Genomic DNA, 15,895 nt, shown 5'->3' with positions numbered 1-15,895 from the left:
AATACTAATTTCTCAATACTCAATACTAAAAATATGTACTTAGAAATAGTAACCCCAGAAGCATCCTTAGTTGCCGGAGAAGTTGAAAGCATAACCGTTCCAGGTGTGGAAGGCGAATTCCAAATGCTTAACAACCACGCTCCTATTGTATCTGTTTTGCAGGAAGGAAAAGTGAAGTTTAAAGGAAACCCAACCATTGCGGAAGGTTTTCAAAAGAAATTTACGCAGGAAGACGGCAAATGGGTACTGCAAATTTCTGGCGGTACTGTTGAATGTAACAACAATCGTGTGATGGTTTTGGCTGACTAAACAGCTGAAAATTCCAAATAATATAAAATCCCAAATTCCATAAATAGGAGTTTGGGATTTTTGTTTTGGTTAAATCCTTAAAGTTATATTAACATTGACCCAAACAATAGGTTGAGATTTGTAAATTTGCAAGTTCAAGAAAATTATGCAACTACAGCAAATAGACAGGGTAAAAACTATTACCAAAGAAGATTTTCTAAAAAATTATTTTAAGCCCCAAAAACCTGTTGTTATTGAAAGGTTTGTGGAGGACTGGCCTGCATTTACAAAATGGGATCTCGATTATATGGCGGATGTGGCGGGGGATAAAATGGTTCCTCTTTATGACAATCGCCCAGTAAGTCATAAAGACGGTTTTAATGAGCCACACGCCAAAATGAAAATGCGCGATTATGTGGAGTTATTAAAAACCGAGCCTACAAAATACCGCATCTTTCTTTGGAATATTTTAAAGGAAGTGCCGCAACTTCAAAAGGATTTTGACTTTCCGGATTTTGGTCTTAAATTGATGAAAGGTCTGCCCATGCTTTTCTTCGGCGGAAGAGATTCATACACGTTTATGCATTACGATATCGATTTGGCAAACATTTTTCATTTCCATTTCGAAGGGAAAAAAGAAGTGATCCTTTTTGACCAAAAGCAAAACGATTATCTATACAAAATTCCCCATTCTTTAATTACGCGTGAAGACATAGACTTTCACAATCCCGATTACACTAAATGGCCTGCGTTGAAAAAAGCGGAAGGTTATATTGCCAACTTGGAACACGGAAACGTGCTGTATATGCCCGAAGGTTATTGGCACTATATGCGCTACATTACTCCTGGTTTTTCTATGAGCTTACGCGCCATTCCGAGAAATCCAAAAAATTTGGCTAAAGCTGTTTATAATATAGCCTTTATGCGATATTTTGACCAATTAATGCGAAAGCTGAAAGGTCAAAAATGGATTGATTGGAAAAACGAGCAAGCCGTTGTTCGCACTAATAAAGCGTTGTAAATTCTTAATTATTCTGTATCTTTCTTTTTAAATTTTCATAATATGAAAGCTTTCATAACTATAATCGCACTCCTTTGTTTACAGACAACTTTTTCGCAAGCCTTTTCTGGCAAAGGCGATGTAAAATTTCAAGTTGGCGCCAATTTCCAAAATAACGGCACCGGAATTATGGGAAGCCTTGATTTTGGTTTAGGAGAAAACATATCTGTTGGAATAGCTTCAACCTACCTTTTAGGAATTGATAAGGTTCGAGATTTGGAAGGCAATGAAGAACCCTTTGCAAAGTTTGAAGACCGTATTGACTTTCGGGTGCGTTTTAATGCAAATCTTGGCAATGTGATAAACGTTGATGAAAATTTTGATGTATATCCCGGACTATATGCAAGTTTAAAAAACTTTGGAGGTCATTTGGGAGCCCGTTACTTTTTTACCAGCGGCTTTGGCGTTTTTACGGAAGTGAGCGTCCCTATTTCAAAATATAATACAGATACCTTAACTCCTGCGGAAAAACTGCACAATCAAGTTTCCGTGAATATTGGGGCTTCGTTCAATATTTAACTCAACATACTAAATTCTATTGACGCGAGTTTACAACCCGCGCCGAGAACAGATTACTCCTCAAGAAAGATAGTTTCAATTGGCAATCCAAACAATCTGGAAATCTTAAAAGCAAGTGGTAAACTGGGATCAAATTTCCCTTTTTCAATAGCATTTATAGTCTGCCGTGATACCTGAACTTCAATTGCTAGGTCAGCTTGGGTCATATTGTGTTCAGCTCGAAGTACTTTTATTCGGTTCTTCATTTGTATCTGTTATTTCCTATAAAAATCGCAATCATATACGTTATCCCAATAAGCATCACCAAATGTGCAATTTCCGCATCAAAGGCAATAACATTTGCTTGATCAAGCATAGAATAGCTCAGCCCTCCAACCACGCCTACTCCCAGTGCTATGGCCATGGCATCCAGACTTACTTTTCGCTGCATTTCGTCCAAATCATTAATGTATTTTCTGTTCATCAGGATCATTCCAATCCCAACCAGGGTATTGATTGCAATAAATAAAATGGTTAAAGCAGTATTGTTTTTCCAAAGATATATTTGGCCAAAAGAAGCTATAGCCATCGTTGTTACCCAGCTTCCCGTCCAATATCCCAAATGCAACACATTCTTTTTTGCGTTGGCTTTCCACGCGTTAGATTTTGTTTCCATAAGTAAAGTAAATTTGATTTAATGTAAAGTTATATTGACACAAATATAAAATAAAGTTTTACAAAATGTCAAGTTTTATTTACATTATTTTTTTACTTAGAAAGTTCATTCACCTTTTCATAAACCAGTTCTGGCTCCCAGCCGCGGTAAAAAAGATAATCCGCTAATTTCTTTCGTTTTTTCTGAAGATTTTTTTCTGAAATTAATTGTTGTATCCGCTTTTCTGCCAAGGCCTCAAAGGTTTTGTAATATTCCGAATCGGGAATTTCCTTTAAGGCAATTTTAATGTTGAATTTAGAAATTTGACGCATTTTCAATTCATTCACAATTCTATTACTTCCCCACTTTTTGGTTCGAAATTTTCCACGTGCAAAAGCTTGTGCAAACCGGGTTTCATTTAAAAAATTGTGTCGCAGCAAATGATCAATTATTTGGTCTACCGCTTCGGGAATCATTCGCATTTCATACAGTTTTTGATGCACTTCTTTATGGCAACGCTCTTGGTATGCGCAGTAGCGCTCCATTCGTTTGGTAGCTTCATCAACGGTGTATGTTTTGTGGGTGTTCAAAGTTTTCAAATATAAAATTATAATTTAGTAAAATTATCCCCTTCCGTCTCTATAATAATTCAGCTTTAAGGCTGAATTATTATAGAGCCACCTTCCCCTGAAAAAGGGGAAGAAACACTTTATAAATATAAACTTTCATATTAACGAAGATCCCCATACTTTTGGGAGGGGTTGGGGTGGAATACAAAAAAACCCCTTCCGAAGTAAGTCTTCAAAAGGGGTTTAGGTTATTTTATCAATCCACCATCTTTATCGTGGAAGTGATATTCGAGATACGTATATGCATCACGCGGTTGAATTTTTACCCATTTTTTGTGCTCCAAAAACCATTTGGTGCGCACACTTGGGAATCCTTTCGTCAAAAAGGCCGCTATAAAAGGATGCGTGTTTAAGGTTATCTTTTTATAGTCTTTTTGGAAAAGGCGTTTTACCTCTTCATTTATTCTATTGATAACAATAATAGGCGCTTCAATTTCACCATTTTCATCTCCGCTTCCATTTGCGTTTGGATCTTCTTCACGGGTCTTGATGTTCATCTCTGGCCTAACACGTTGGCGGGTTATTTGAATCAACCCGAATTTGCTCGGCGGGAGTATTTTGTGTTTTGCCCTGTCATCTTTCATTTCATCACGAAGATGATTATAGAGCTGTTTACGGTGGTTGGCATTTGCCAAATCAATAAAATCCACAACAATAATTCCTCCCATATCGCGCAACCTTAGCTGTCTTGCCACCTCGGTGGCTGCAATTAAATTCACTTCAAGGGCAGTCCCTTCCTGTGTTTTTTGCTTGTTGCTTCGGTTACCGCTGTTCACGTCTATTACGTGCATTGCTTCGGTGTGTTCAATTACCAAATAAGCTCCTTTGCTACCTGACACTGTTTTTCCGAAGGAAGTTTTAATCTGCCTTTCAATTCCGAATTTCTCAAACATCGGAACATTGCTATCATAGAACTTTACGATATTGTCTTTTTTTGGTGCAATTTCCTGCACATAATCTTTTATTTGCAAGTAAAGGGTTTCATCGTCAATATGTATTGCAGAGAATGAATCATTAAACATATCGCGGATGATAGATGCTCCCCGGTTTAGCTCGCTCAGCACTTTTGAAGGGTGGTGCGCCCCATGTAGCTTCTTACACATCGCTGTCCAGCGTTCGGTAAGGTTCTGTAAATCTTTGTCCAGTTCTGCTACTTTTTTGCCCTCGGCAACGGTTCTAATAATTACGCCAAATCCTTTTGGTTTTATACTTGTTATCAAGCGTTTTAACCTGTCTTTTTCTTCGTTGCTTTCTATTTTTTGTGAAACAGAAACGCGGTCTGAAAATGGAACCAGTACAATATATCTTCCGGCTATGGAAAGCTCGGAACTTATACGTGGCCCTTTTGTGGAAATGGGTTCTTTTACAATTTGAACCAAGATGGATTGATTGCTTTTTAAGGCATCGTTTAAGTTGCCGTGCTTATCAATCTCTTTTTCGAATGGAAAATTATTCAATGAATAATCCTTTAACTTACCTGAAGTAACACTTTTCACAAATTTCAATTGTGAAAGCACTTTCGGGCCTAGATCGTGATAGTGTAAAAAACCATCTTTCTCATAGCCCACATTCACAAAGGCGGCGTTTAAACCAGGAACTGTTTTACGTATTTTGGCAAGAAATATATCGCCAACCGTAAAATTGTTTTCCTCCTCTTCTTTGTGGAGTTCTAAAAGTTTTCCATCCTTTAAAAGGGCAAAATCAACTTCTTGTGAACCGGACCTAATAAATAATTCGTAGTTCACGTTACATTAATTTTGTTGTCCCGATGTAAAAAATCGGAACTAATTAAACAATATTTTTCACAGGTTTTATGTAAAAACCCGGCGAAACTGCACCAAAACCAAAAGCCGGCTGTTGCAATCTCATTTTCAAAGAACGATTTTTCGTTTGTTTTATTAGGAAATAATACCAAAAAGGCACAATTTCCGAAACACTTTTAAAACAGAAAAAGTAGTTTAGAAACTACTTTTTCTTTTTGTGGCGGTTAGCGCGACGACGCTTTTTACGCTTGTGGGTCGCTACCTTATGTCTTTTTCTTTTTTTACCGCTTGGCATACTAAAGTCTTTTTTTATGTCCCAAAAACATGGAACGGGTTATTATTATTTTACGTCCACGTTGGTTTTTACACCTTCAACAAAAACTTTTGCAGGTTTAAAAGCCGGAATATTGTGGGCTGGTATTTTAATTGTTGTGTTTTTTGAAATATTTCTTCCTGTTTTTTCAGCTCTTGTTTTGATAATAAAACTTCCAAAACCTCTTAAATAAACGTTGTCACCACCTTCAAGAGAATTTTTCACTTCTTCCATAAAGGTCTCAACAGTAGCTTGAACTTCATTCTTTTCCATTCCTAATTTTTCTGAAATCTTCGCTACGATATCTGCTTTCGTCATTACTTTTAAATTTTAATTAATTTTCTTTTACTAGATTTTTTTTAGAGACCGCAAATATACATATTTTAAAATCAATAAATCAAACCTTAATCCTTTAAAATTTAAAGGGATATAGATTAATTTTACGCAATGCCCAAAACAGCCCCATATTTCTCCAATAAACTCATTGCGTGGTATTTACACAATAAACGCGAATTGCCGTGGCGAAATACATTAAATCCATACCACATTTGGCTTTCAGAAATTATGCTCCAGCAAACACGAGTTTTGCAGGGTTTGCCCTACTATTTAAAGTTTGTTGAAGCCTATCCAAAAATAGAAGATTTAGCGAACGCTCCCGAAGATGAAGTTTTAAAACTTTGGCAAGGTTTGGGCTATTATTCCCGCGCCCGAAATCTTCACGCTACTGCAAAAATTATCTCCGAAGAAATGAACGGCGTTTTCCCAAACAATTATAAAGATTTATTGAAACTGAAGGGCGTAGGCGATTACACAGCCAGCGCCATTGCGAGCATTTCCTTCAATAAACCCGAAGCCGTTGTTGACGGAAATGTATATCGCGTGCTTTCACGTTTTTTTGGAATTTCCACTCCTATTAATACAGCCGCTGGGCAAAAGGAATTTAAAAAGCTTGCGCAGCGGTTGATCGATAAAGATCAGCCCGGAACTTTTAACCAAGCCATTATGGAATTTGGTGCACGATTCTGCGTACCGCAAAACCCCGATTGCGAAAACTGTATTTTTAATGATAGCTGTGTTGCGTTTCAGCAGAAAAAAGTTTCGGAGCTTCCTGTGAAAATTAAGGCGAAGCCAGTGAAAGTCAGATTTTTTAATTACTTGGTATTTCTTTCGGAAAACGAAAATACTATTTTGCAACAGCGGAACGGAAAAGGAATTTGGCACAAACTTTATGAATTTCCATTGATTGAAACTTCCGAAGAAATTGATCTTCCAGCATTGCAAAAACTTCCGCAGTTTAAAGATTATACTGAGAATATTATTATTGAAAATATTTCACTTTTCAATGAAAAACCGGTTATCCACAAACTTTCGCATCAACATTTAAACACACTTTTTTGGATTGTTGAAACTTCGGAAGCTACGGAAATTGCAATTCCCATTTCCAAAGTAAAAAATTATGCCGTACCGGTTTTGATAGAAAATTTTGTTTCTGAATTTTTTGAAAACTACTGATTGTTTCTTCTTAGACAACCCAATCTTAAATCATTTCATATAAAAATTTAAAAATTCCTTATATTTAAAACGCAAAATCTACCTTTGCACAAATTGAAAAATTACAATTATGAGCGGAACATTGAACAAAGTAATGTTGATTGGGCATACCGGCGATGATGTGAAAATGCATTATTTTGAAGGCGGAAACAGCTTGGGCCGTTTCCCACTTGCAACCAATGAAACCTATACAAACAAAACTACAAATGAACGTGTAACCAACACGGAATGGCACAATATTGTGGTGCGCAACAAAGCTGCGGAAATCTGCGAAAAATATCTGAAAAAAGGCGATATGGTCTATATTGAAGGCCGTTTAAAAACGCGTAAATGGCAGGACGAAAAAGGCTTGGACAGATATAGCACTGAAATACATTGCACAGATTTCACTTTTTTAACCCCAAAGGGCGAAAGCAATAGCGCTTCAAATAACAATTCTGGACAAAATGCACAGACACCCCAGCCTACATCAACGCCACAAAACAACAATTCAGTTTCTGAAGAAGAGGATGATCTTCCATTTTAATGTTTAACTAAAACCTATAACTTGGACACGGAACCCCCTGGTTTACTATTCTTTTTTAACGTTTTGGATGTTACCCAAATAACAAGCGTCGTATTGTTGCTTGTTCTTTTAGCCTGTTCTGCCCTTATATCGGGTGCCGAAGTGGCTTTCTTTTCATTGACACCTTCTGATTTTGAGACCAATGATGAGAAAACAATTACAAAGAAGCTTGGAATAGTGCAACGCTTGTTGGCAAGGCCAAAAAAACTTTTAGCTACTATTTTGGTGGCGAATAATTTTATAAATATTGCCATTGTATTGCTTTTTGATTCGTTGAGTGATGATCTTTTCTCTGGAATTCAATCCAACTTTTACGGAATTGATGTTCGTTTCATTGTTGAAGTGGGTGTCGTAACATTCTTCATTTTACTTTTTGGTGAAATTCTTCCCAAGATTTACGCCAACCGTAACCGTATTTCCTTCGCGGTTTTTATGGCCCAGCCCCTCAATGTTCTGGATACATTATTATCGCCAATCAGCTTGCCGATGCGTTCTGCCACTATCTATCTTCACGATCGCTACGGAAAACAGAAATCAAACATCAGCGTTGACCATCTTTCACAGGCTTTGGAGCTTTCAAACAAAGACACTACGCACGAAGAGCAAAAAATTCTTCAGGGCATTGTTACCTTCGGAAACACCGACACCAAACAGGTAATGAAAAACCGGATGGATATTTTCGCATTAAACGAAGAGCAGTCATTTAAAGAGATTCTGCCAGAGATTATGCAGCATGGCTACTCGCGGATTCCTGTTTATAAAGACAGCATAGACAACATAACGGGAATTCTTTATGTGAAAGATTTGATTCCCTACACAGACCGAAAAATCCTAGATTGGAAAACCCTGAAACGCGAAGCCTATTTTGTGCCAGAAAACAAAAAACTGGATGATTTGCTTAACGAATTCAAGGAAATGAAAATGCACCTCGCTATTGTAGTTGATGAATACGGCGGCACCAGTGGCTTGATTTCTTTGGAAGATATTATTGAAGAAATTGTTGGTGAAATTAGCGATGAGTTTGATGATGAAGATTTAATATTTTCAAAGTTGGACGACAGTACTTTCGTTTTTGAAGGCAAAACGCCCCTGAAAGATTTTTATAAAGTGATAAAACCCGAGGATCCAGAAATTTTTGAAGATGAAAAAGGTGAGGCTGAAACCTTAGCAGGATTCCTTCTAGAGATTTCAAAAGGCTTTCCAAAGAAAAACGAAATAATATCTTTCCACAATTATGCGTTTACCATTGAAGCCTTTGAGGGCAAGCGCATCAAACAAATAAAACTTACCATTGAAAATTTATAGTCTCGTTTTCCTATTATTTACCAGCTTTTTTTTCATTACTTCCTGTGAAGATGATGTTTTAGTAAAACCGTCGGCTATGCTCCGTTTGGATTATCCAAAACCTACATACCGCACCATAAAAACGGACTGCCCTTATTCTTTTTCAGTAAATGAGAATACAACAATTGTCCGCAAAAAAGATTGCAACATAAACATAACATATCCAAATATGAAGGCCACTTTATATTTGACCTACAATGACGTTCGGAACAACAATCTTGATTCTTTATTGAGAGACGCACAAAACTTGGCTTATGACCATACCAGAAAGGCAAACAGCATTCCTGAGCAACCTTTTATAAATCCAGACAAAAAAGTATACGGAATGTTTTACATGATAAACGGAAATGCTGCTACCCAAGCCGAGTTTTACGTAACTGACAGCATCAACCATTTTTTGAATGGAGCGCTCTATTTTGACGCTAAACCAAACTTCGATTCCATCTATCCAGCAGTGGTTTACCTTCGCGAAGACATTCGTAAATTGATGGAAACCATTTCTTGGAAATAACCGTAAACAGCTATTTTTTAAAAAGTTAACAAACCCTTCACAAATGCTACGCCAAGTTTTTGTAACTTTTGGCTACAAAAACTATAAGCTATGTTTAAAGTATATTCCCGATACGGCATTTTGATTGCAGTAGTTCTCATTGTATATTTTCTTCTTTTAAAATTAGTGGGGCTTCATCAATATCCAATATTGAGCGCAGTAAATGGATTAATCTTTACTATTGGTATATATCTTGCTCTTAATACTTATAAAAGTCAAACAAATGATTTCAAATTTGAAGAAGGATTTGAGGTAGGGCTCTTTTCCGGTGGAATTGCCTCACTTCTTTTTACCATTTTTATGGCCATCTATATGTATCAAATAGACAATGAATTTGCTATTGGGATACTAAAAAAATGGGGGCTTGAATATGACCTAGGAACGTTAATGTTGCTTTTAACTATTTTAATCATGGGCTTTGTAACAACTTTAGTTTTGACCTTTTCCTTTATGCAACTTCTAAAAAAATCCTGGAACACCAAGGATGGGAACAGAAACACTCTTTAAATAAATTCCAAAAAACTTGTTTAAAACATGAATTATTGGGTTTGAAAAGATTAAACAAAAAACACTTTGTTGTTTCCTTTTTAAAAATTATATTTGCACCCGCTTTTACCGTACGGTGAAAGCATTTTGTTTAACTAATTTATAAACGATTCGCTATGTACGCAATTGTAGAGATAGCAGGGCAGCAAGTAAAAGTTGCGAAAGACCAAAAGGTTTTTGTTAATCGTTTGCCAGTTGAAGAAGGAAAAAAAGTGTCTTTTGACAATGTTCTTCTTATTGGTGACGGAGACAAAATTACCATCGGCGCCCCAGCTATAGACGGAGCTCAAATAGGAGCCAAAGTCGTAAAACACCTTAAAGGTGACAAGGTTATTGTATTCAAAAAGAAAAGAAGAAAAGGTTTCCGCAAGAAAAACGGTCACCGTCAGTATCTTTCTGAAATCGTAATCGAGAGCATTGTAGCTTCAGGAGCTACACCTGCTAAAAAGGAAGAAGCAAAAAAAGCTGAACCTAAAAAAGAAACTAAAGCTGCTGCTCCAAAAGCAAAAGTCGAAACAAAAGCACCAGCTAAGAAAGCCGCTCCTAAAAAAGCAGCTAAAGCAGATGATCTTAAAAAGATTGAAGGTGTTGGACCAAAAGCTGCAGAAGCTATGGTTGCTGCCGGAATGGATACTTTTGCAAAAGTTGCAAAAGCAAAACCAGAGGCTATAGCAACTATTCTTTCTGATGCTAGTTCAAATTTAGCACATTTAGTTACAGACACTTGGCCAAAGCAAGCGCAATTAGCTGCTGATGGTAAGTGGGATGAGCTAAAAGAATTGCAAGACAAATTAGACGGTGGGATTGAGAAATAATCCTACTAAAGTATAATATTTAAAACCGAAACAAAATGGCTCACAAAAAAGGAGTTGGTAGTTCCAAAAACGGTCGCGAATCAGAATCGAAACGTCTTGGCGTTAAGATTTTCGGAGGGCAGGCTGCCATTGCTGGAAATATCATTGTAAGACAAAGAGGTTATACGCATCACCCAGGTGAAAACGTATATGGTGGTAAAGATCACACCCTTCACGCGCAAGTGGACGGGACTGTAAAGTTTACCAAAAAGAGAGATAACAAGAGCTACGTTTCTATCGTTCCAAACGCTGAAGCATAGTTTTCAATCTTGTGTTATAAAATAAAAAAACCTTCACAGAAATGTGAAGGTTTTTTTATTTTACAGATTGTTTTTGAAATTCTGAAAACGAAATAGGCTTTTCCAAAAGTGTCCATTTACTTTCTTCTGGATAATGAGTATATATAAAATTAGTAGCTTTTGTTAAAAACCAATAATCATCCGCACTACTTTTGCTACCATAGCTTATGGCCCAAGCAATGTCAAGCAATTGCCATTTTCCATTTAGCTTTACAGCATTCCAAGTATGGTTCGGTTGCTTCGCTTTTCGAATTTTACCCGAATAATCTTTTGTGAACCCGTGAATTACTTCCGCAGAGATTCCAACATTTTCACAAAGACTTTTAAATAGAAATGCATAACCTCCACAAAGCGCCATTTTACGTTCCAAAACTTTTCTGAGTACATTTTCCTCGGAAGTATAAATTTCTTTTTGAAGCTTTGAACTCAGCCGCAATTCGTTGTCATAAGAAATATTGGAAGTAATCCATCTATAAATTGCACGCACTTTATCAGTGTCCGTTCTCGAATCTTTTGTGATGGCAAAAGCAAGTTTCTCTGTGGAAAAAGTAGATTTGTTTTTTACGGGATTATATTCTCTATGTTTGTTATCTTTTCCAATAACAGCGCCAATCTGTGCAATGGAACTGATTCCAAAAAATATAAAAGGTAAAAAAATAAATTGCTTTCGCATAAACCCAAAATGATTTATTCGAAAACGCAATTATTAAAGTTATATTGAAAACGAAGGTGTTAAAACTTATTTGGTCAATTTCTTTAAATCCATTTCAGAAACATTCAGCAGTCCAACTTTTGGAAGACGTTTGGTAAGCTCGCGCCAATTGGAATCTTTTTCATAAATGTTTTGAAGCATTGCTGAAGCACGTTCCATTTGCTTGTCATTTGCCAAGGTAATCGCTGTCCAATATTGCATTTCCAGATTTTCGGGAAACATTTTCATGGCAACATTGTATTCGTCCATGGCGCTTTTCATCTCATTCTTTTCAACATAAAGATCGCCTTGATTCATATGTTCATAAGCTCTAAATACTTTTAAAAGTCTATCAATTTCTTTTATAGGGTTTTCGGAATCATCAACACGTAAATCAATTAATTTGTCATTCCAAGGTTCTGTAGATGCTTCTGCTGCAAAAACCATAAACGCAGCAGATTGTTTTCCGCGAATATCGCCTCCAGCATTCTGGGCTGCTTGCAAAACGGCCACCATTCTTTCTGCCAAAGGCAGTTCGCTATTCTCTTTCCAAGCTTTTTCCATTGCCGGAACCACTTTATCATTAAGCATCATATTTGCCTGCACCGAAAAGTTTTCGCCATTGGCATGCCCTGCAAAATCAATACAACTCTTGCCCGTGTGTGTTGCAACTCTTCCCTGCTTATCCAAAATTGCAACTTGTCTAAAATCCCTTCCTTCATCATCACTCAACAATATATTTAGAGCCTCTTGGGGTGTTTTTCCTTCTTTAAGCAAATCCAAGCCACGAAGTCCAAAGGATCTGTTAGTAAACGATTGCGTTGCAACAACCCCCACACCAGCTTCGCCCCAAGAAACGCCAGTGCCTACACTGAACCAGTGGCTTTGAACCGCCACGGCCATTTCGCCTGTTTTGGCATCGCGGGCCACTATTGAGAAAGTATGCGCCAAAGGATCATTGGGCTTCTGGGTTTGTGCCACTGTTGAAAAGATTGAAAAAAAGCTAAAAATTAAAAGAACAGGTTTCATAGTAAATGATTTAGTACTTAAAGATAAATTTTTATTGCAACAGTTTGAAGAATTTAATCATTAAGAAAAATACATAGATTTTACAGTTATGATCTTTTTTGAATTTATGGACATTGGTTTAGCATTTGAATTTCATTATAATATGTTATTTTAGTACTCTTTAAAAACCTCTTTTTGAAACTTTCTGAATGTTGAAATATTTACGCTACTCCATACTTTTTATTTCCATTATAGGATTTGCGCAAAATAGCCAAGACACTATTTCTACAGAAAACAAGGCAGCCTATACCGTGCTTAAAGATTCCCTGAAGGCAATGCAGGATCGAGCAGATTATATGTTGTTTGAAGGAAAATACGACTCCGTTATTTTAACATCCATAGATAATATAAGGCTGGCCGAACGTATTGGCGATACAGATGCCGCCTATTATTCCAGATATATGATGGGCGCCTCTTTTATCTATTTAAAAGATTTTAAAAACGCCCACGATTACGCGGAAGATTATTTAAAGTTTGCAGAAAAATCAAAAGACGAATTTAAGATTGCCCGCGCCTATAATTTTATGGGGGCGCTTTATCTTACCGAAAAAAAATACGATTCCGCCCTTCCTTTTTTTGAAAAAGCATTGCCACTTTCGTTAAAAAGAAAAGATACACTGGAAGCGGCCATGGTATATTACAATTTATCGGAATCCAATCTTAACCAAGGCAATAAAAAAAAGGCCGAGCTTTATTTCAAAAAGGCAAAACAGGGAATAGATGCCATGAAATTTAAAGGTTTAACAACCGAAATGAGCTTGCTGCAAGGCAAGTTGAACCTATCTTCAAACAACCCAAGTGAAGCCATAAACAACTTTAAAGAAGCTATCGCTTTTGCTCAAAATGGAAATTATATTGACGACAATTTAATTGAGTCATATAAAGAATACAGCAAGGCTCTTTTTGAGGTTGGGGATTATAAAGAAGCTTTTTTGGTGCGGAAAACATTTGATAGCCTCACAGCCCTCCAATTTGAAAAGGAGAAGCTTATGGCCATACAAAATGCAGCTGCCCAGTTTAGCGTCAATGAGTATAAAAAGCAGGCGCACCAGGCAGAACTTGAAAGAAAATTGATTTCTGAAAAAGTTATATTAAGCAATATACTTCTTTACTTTTTTATTGGGGCCGCTCTATTAATGGGATTATTTTTAATAATTCTTTACATATCGCACAAAGGAAGAAAAAAATTAACCCTTACCTTAAAAGAAAAGAACCAACAATATTTAAAAGCCAAAGAAAAATCTGAAAAACTAGCCTTGGCAAAAAGTAAATTCTTTTCAACCGTGAGCCATGAATTACGAACTCCACTTTACGGCGTTATCGGGTTGAGCTCTGTGCTTTTGGAGGACGAATCGCTTAAAAACCACCGTGCCGATTTGAAAAATCTAAAATTTTCCGCAGACTATCTGTTGGCACTTATAAACGATGTGCTTCAAATAAGCAAATTAGAGTCTAATACCCTCGAAGAAATGAAGGCTCCCTTTGATTTAAAGGATTTGGTGCAATCTATTGTTTCGTCCTTTCAATACGCTTTGGTTCAAAATAAAAACAAACTTCACGTAGCCATATCAGAAAATATACCACACACCATTATCGGCGATAGGGTGCGGCTTTCGCAAATTCTTATGAATTTAGTGGGCAACGCCATAAAGTTTACAACGAACGGTGATATATATATTTCAGCCCAAGAAGAATCAATTTCAGAAAATGAAATAACCATACATTTCAGCATTAAAGACAATGGAATTGGCATTCCGAAAGAAAAACAAAAAGCCATTTTTGAAGAATTTCAACAAGTAGATTCTGACGATTTCAAAATTCAAGGTACCGGACTTGGGCTTACTATCGTGAAAAAATTGCTGGAAGCTTCAAAATCTTCAATCAATTTAAAAAGCAAACCGGGCGAAGGATCTACATTTAGTTTTACGTTAAGTTTCCAAATTTTGAAACATTTGCTTCAAGACAAAATACTGGACAACAATAGCATATTGAACGGAAAGAAAATATTGATAGTAGATGACAATCGCATCAATCAGATCGTTACCAAGAAAATACTTGAAAATCATGGCATGGTAGCTGATATTGCTGAAAGTGGTGATATTGCCATAAAAAAATTACAGCAAGACTCTTTTGACCTCGTTTTGATGGACATCAACATGCCGGGCAAAGATGGAATTGAGACAACCAAAGAAGTAAGAATGTTGAATAAAATTATTCCTATTGTGGCGTTGACGGCCATTGAAGTGGAAGAAATGAGAAACAGAATTTTAGCTTCCGGAATGAATGATATTATTGTTAAACCGTATGATACCGATAAGTTTTTAAAAATAATTCTTCACAATCTAAATGATGACGAAGAGGATTTGTTTCATTACCACAAAAAAACCGCAATTGAGCAATAAAAAATCCCAAGCAAAATTACTTAGGATTTTTTCTAAAATTTATCGTGTAATCTATTTATCCCTTCAAACTCGCGCTTAAATATTCACGGTTCATACGGGCAATGTTTTCAAGGGAAATTCCTTTTGGACACTCAATTTCGCAAGCACCAGTATTGCTACAGTTTCCGAAGCCTTCTTTGTCCATTTGCGCAACCATATTCAGTACGCGCTCCGTTGCTTCAATTCTTCCCTGGGGAAGCAAAGCAAACTGACTTACTTTAGCGGAAGTAAAAAGCATCGCGCTGGCGTTTTTACACGCTGCAACACAAGCGCCGCAACCAATACATGTGGCTGCTTCAAAAGATTCATCAGCATCGTGTTTGTTTACTGGAATATTGTTGGCATCAATAGTATTTCCAGAGGTATTTACAGAAATATAACCCCCAGCCTGTTGAATTCTATCAAAAGCACTTCTATCTACAACCAAATCCTTAATTACAGGAAAAGCCTTTGCTCGGAATGGCTCGATAACAATTGTATCCCCATCGTTGAACATTCTCATATGCAATTGGCAAGTTGTAACCAATCGGTCAGGTCCGTGTGGTTCACCATTTATTTGCAACGAGCAGCTACCACAAATTCCCTCACGGCAATCGTGATCAAAAACTACGGGCTCTTCGCCTTTGTTTATTAAGTCTTCATTGAGAACGTCGAGCATTTCTAAAAAAGACATGTCACCTTCTACTCCGTCAATAGGATATGTTTTTAGCTCTCCTTTTGTGGTTGCGTTTTTTTGACGCCAGATTTTTAGTGTAAGTTTCATTTTATAAAGGATTTAGC

19 protein-coding genes are annotated in these 15,895 nt (G+C 36.8%); 11 read left to right on the top strand and 8 right to left on the bottom strand.

The window, feature by feature from the left end; translation table 11 throughout:
- Window positions 1–33: 33 nt before the first annotated feature.
- The 3 genes from Q2U82_RS06200 to Q2U82_RS06190 all read left to right on the top strand — a co-directional run bounded on the left by Q2U82_RS06200 (window position 34) and on the right by Q2U82_RS06190 (window position 1,867).
- Entirely contained in the window at window positions 34–309 is a 276-nt protein-coding gene (locus Q2U82_RS06200; RefSeq protein ID WP_068762573.1) for a FoF1 ATP synthase subunit delta/epsilon, read from the top strand.
- A 145-nt stretch (window positions 310–454) separates the two neighbouring features.
- On the top strand, window positions 455–1,309 hold the full coding sequence (locus tag Q2U82_RS06195) for a cupin-like domain-containing protein (protein WP_410006823.1): 855 nt from the start codon (window positions 455–457) through the stop codon (window positions 1,307–1,309).
- Window positions 1,310–1,351: 42 nt separating this feature from the next.
- Complete coding sequence (locus tag Q2U82_RS06190) at window positions 1,352–1,867, top strand: DUF6646 family protein (RefSeq protein ID WP_410006822.1); 516 nt, start codon at window positions 1,352–1,354, stop codon at window positions 1,865–1,867.
- Between the two features lie 53 nt (window positions 1,868–1,920).
- On the opposite strand, the gene Q2U82_RS06185 is transcribed toward Q2U82_RS06190, so the two are convergent.
- From Q2U82_RS06185 to Q2U82_RS06165, 5 genes are all read right to left on the bottom strand, one after another.
- Complete coding sequence (locus tag Q2U82_RS06185) at window positions 1,921–2,112, bottom strand: helix-turn-helix transcriptional regulator (RefSeq protein ID WP_154191042.1); 192 nt, start codon at window positions 2,110–2,112, stop codon at window positions 1,921–1,923.
- Complete coding sequence (locus tag Q2U82_RS06180; RefSeq protein WP_410006821.1) at window positions 2,109–2,522, bottom strand: hypothetical protein; 414 nt, start codon at window positions 2,520–2,522, stop codon at window positions 2,109–2,111. Before Q2U82_RS06180 ends, Q2U82_RS06185 begins: the two co-directional genes overlap by 4 nt.
- 92 nt (window positions 2,523–2,614) lie before the next feature.
- Window positions 2,615–3,091: a regulatory protein RecX gene (locus tag Q2U82_RS06175; protein WP_410006820.1), complete on the bottom strand. Its 477-nt coding sequence runs from the start codon at window positions 3,089–3,091 to the stop codon at window positions 2,615–2,617.
- Window positions 3,092–3,318: 227 nt separating this feature from the next.
- Window positions 3,319–4,875 carry an Rne/Rng family ribonuclease gene (locus Q2U82_RS06170; protein WP_410006819.1) on the bottom strand — a complete coding sequence of 519 codons (1,557 nt, stop codon included), beginning with the start codon at window positions 4,873–4,875 and terminating at the stop codon, window positions 3,319–3,321.
- Between the two features lie 358 nt (window positions 4,876–5,233).
- A complete protein-coding gene (locus Q2U82_RS06165; protein ID WP_014782104.1) occupies window positions 5,234–5,524 on the bottom strand; it encodes an HU family DNA-binding protein in 291 nt (96 codons plus the stop codon).
- 129 nt (window positions 5,525–5,653) lie between these two features.
- Between Q2U82_RS06165 and mutY the strand changes: the two genes are divergently transcribed.
- From mutY to rpmA, 7 genes are all read left to right on the top strand, one after another.
- Window positions 5,654–6,718 carry an A/G-specific adenine glycosylase gene (gene mutY, locus Q2U82_RS06160; protein ID WP_410006818.1) on the top strand — a complete coding sequence of 355 codons (1,065 nt, stop codon included), beginning with the start codon at window positions 5,654–5,656 and terminating at the stop codon, window positions 6,716–6,718.
- A gap of 109 nt (window positions 6,719–6,827) precedes the next feature.
- Window positions 6,828–7,283: a single-stranded DNA-binding protein gene (locus Q2U82_RS06155; protein WP_410006817.1), complete on the top strand. Its 456-nt coding sequence runs from the start codon at window positions 6,828–6,830 to the stop codon at window positions 7,281–7,283.
- Between the two features lie 21 nt (window positions 7,284–7,304).
- Window positions 7,305–8,627 carry a gliding motility-associated protein GldE gene (locus Q2U82_RS06150; RefSeq protein ID WP_410006816.1) on the top strand — a complete coding sequence of 441 codons (1,323 nt, stop codon included), beginning with the start codon at window positions 7,305–7,307 and terminating at the stop codon, window positions 8,625–8,627.
- A complete protein-coding gene (gene gldD, locus Q2U82_RS06145) occupies window positions 8,614–9,177 on the top strand; it encodes a gliding motility lipoprotein GldD (RefSeq protein ID WP_410006815.1) in 564 nt (187 codons plus the stop codon). The genes Q2U82_RS06150 and gldD overlap by 14 nt, the downstream gene beginning before the upstream one ends.
- Window positions 9,178–9,267: 90 nt before the next feature.
- Window positions 9,268–9,723, top strand: a complete 456-nt coding sequence (locus Q2U82_RS06140; protein ID WP_410006814.1) for a DUF4199 family protein — start codon at window positions 9,268–9,270, stop codon at window positions 9,721–9,723.
- 155 nt (window positions 9,724–9,878) lie between these two features.
- Window positions 9,879–10,577 carry a 50S ribosomal protein L21 gene (rplU, locus tag Q2U82_RS06135; RefSeq protein WP_410006813.1) on the top strand — a complete coding sequence of 233 codons (699 nt, stop codon included), beginning with the start codon at window positions 9,879–9,881 and terminating at the stop codon, window positions 10,575–10,577.
- Between the two features lie 35 nt (window positions 10,578–10,612).
- Window positions 10,613–10,876, top strand: coding sequence for a 50S ribosomal protein L27 (gene rpmA / locus Q2U82_RS06130; protein WP_068762586.1), 264 nt, complete (start codon window positions 10,613–10,615; stop codon window positions 10,874–10,876).
- Between the two features lie 55 nt (window positions 10,877–10,931).
- Here rpmA and Q2U82_RS06125 read toward each other — a convergent pair whose 3' ends face one another.
- Complete coding sequence (locus Q2U82_RS06125) at window positions 10,932–11,588, bottom strand: transglutaminase domain-containing protein (RefSeq protein ID WP_410006812.1); 657 nt, start codon at window positions 11,586–11,588, stop codon at window positions 10,932–10,934.
- Between the two features lie 66 nt (window positions 11,589–11,654).
- Window positions 11,655–12,635 carry a DUF1028 domain-containing protein gene (locus tag Q2U82_RS06120; protein WP_410006811.1) on the bottom strand — a complete coding sequence of 327 codons (981 nt, stop codon included), beginning with the start codon at window positions 12,633–12,635 and terminating at the stop codon, window positions 11,655–11,657.
- Window positions 12,636–12,823: 188 nt separating this feature from the next.
- Here Q2U82_RS06120 and Q2U82_RS06115 point away from each other — a divergent pair, with 188 nt between their 5' ends.
- Window positions 12,824–15,076 carry an ATP-binding protein gene (locus Q2U82_RS06115; RefSeq protein WP_410006810.1) on the top strand — a complete coding sequence of 751 codons (2,253 nt, stop codon included), beginning with the start codon at window positions 12,824–12,826 and terminating at the stop codon, window positions 15,074–15,076.
- A gap of 55 nt (window positions 15,077–15,131) precedes the next feature.
- Here the strand turns inward: Q2U82_RS06115 and Q2U82_RS06110 are convergent, their stop codons facing one another.
- Window positions 15,132–15,878: a succinate dehydrogenase/fumarate reductase iron-sulfur subunit gene (locus Q2U82_RS06110; protein WP_410006809.1), complete on the bottom strand. Its 747-nt coding sequence runs from the start codon at window positions 15,876–15,878 to the stop codon at window positions 15,132–15,134.
- Between the last annotated feature and the right edge of the window lie 17 nt (window positions 15,879–15,895).

This window comes from Aequorivita nionensis, assembly GCF_046352995.1.
GTDB lineage: Bacteria > Bacteroidota > Bacteroidia > Flavobacteriales > Flavobacteriaceae > Aequorivita > Aequorivita nionensis.
Note: the sequence above shows the minus strand (reverse complement) of the source record. Positions and strands in the feature narration are given on the sequence as shown.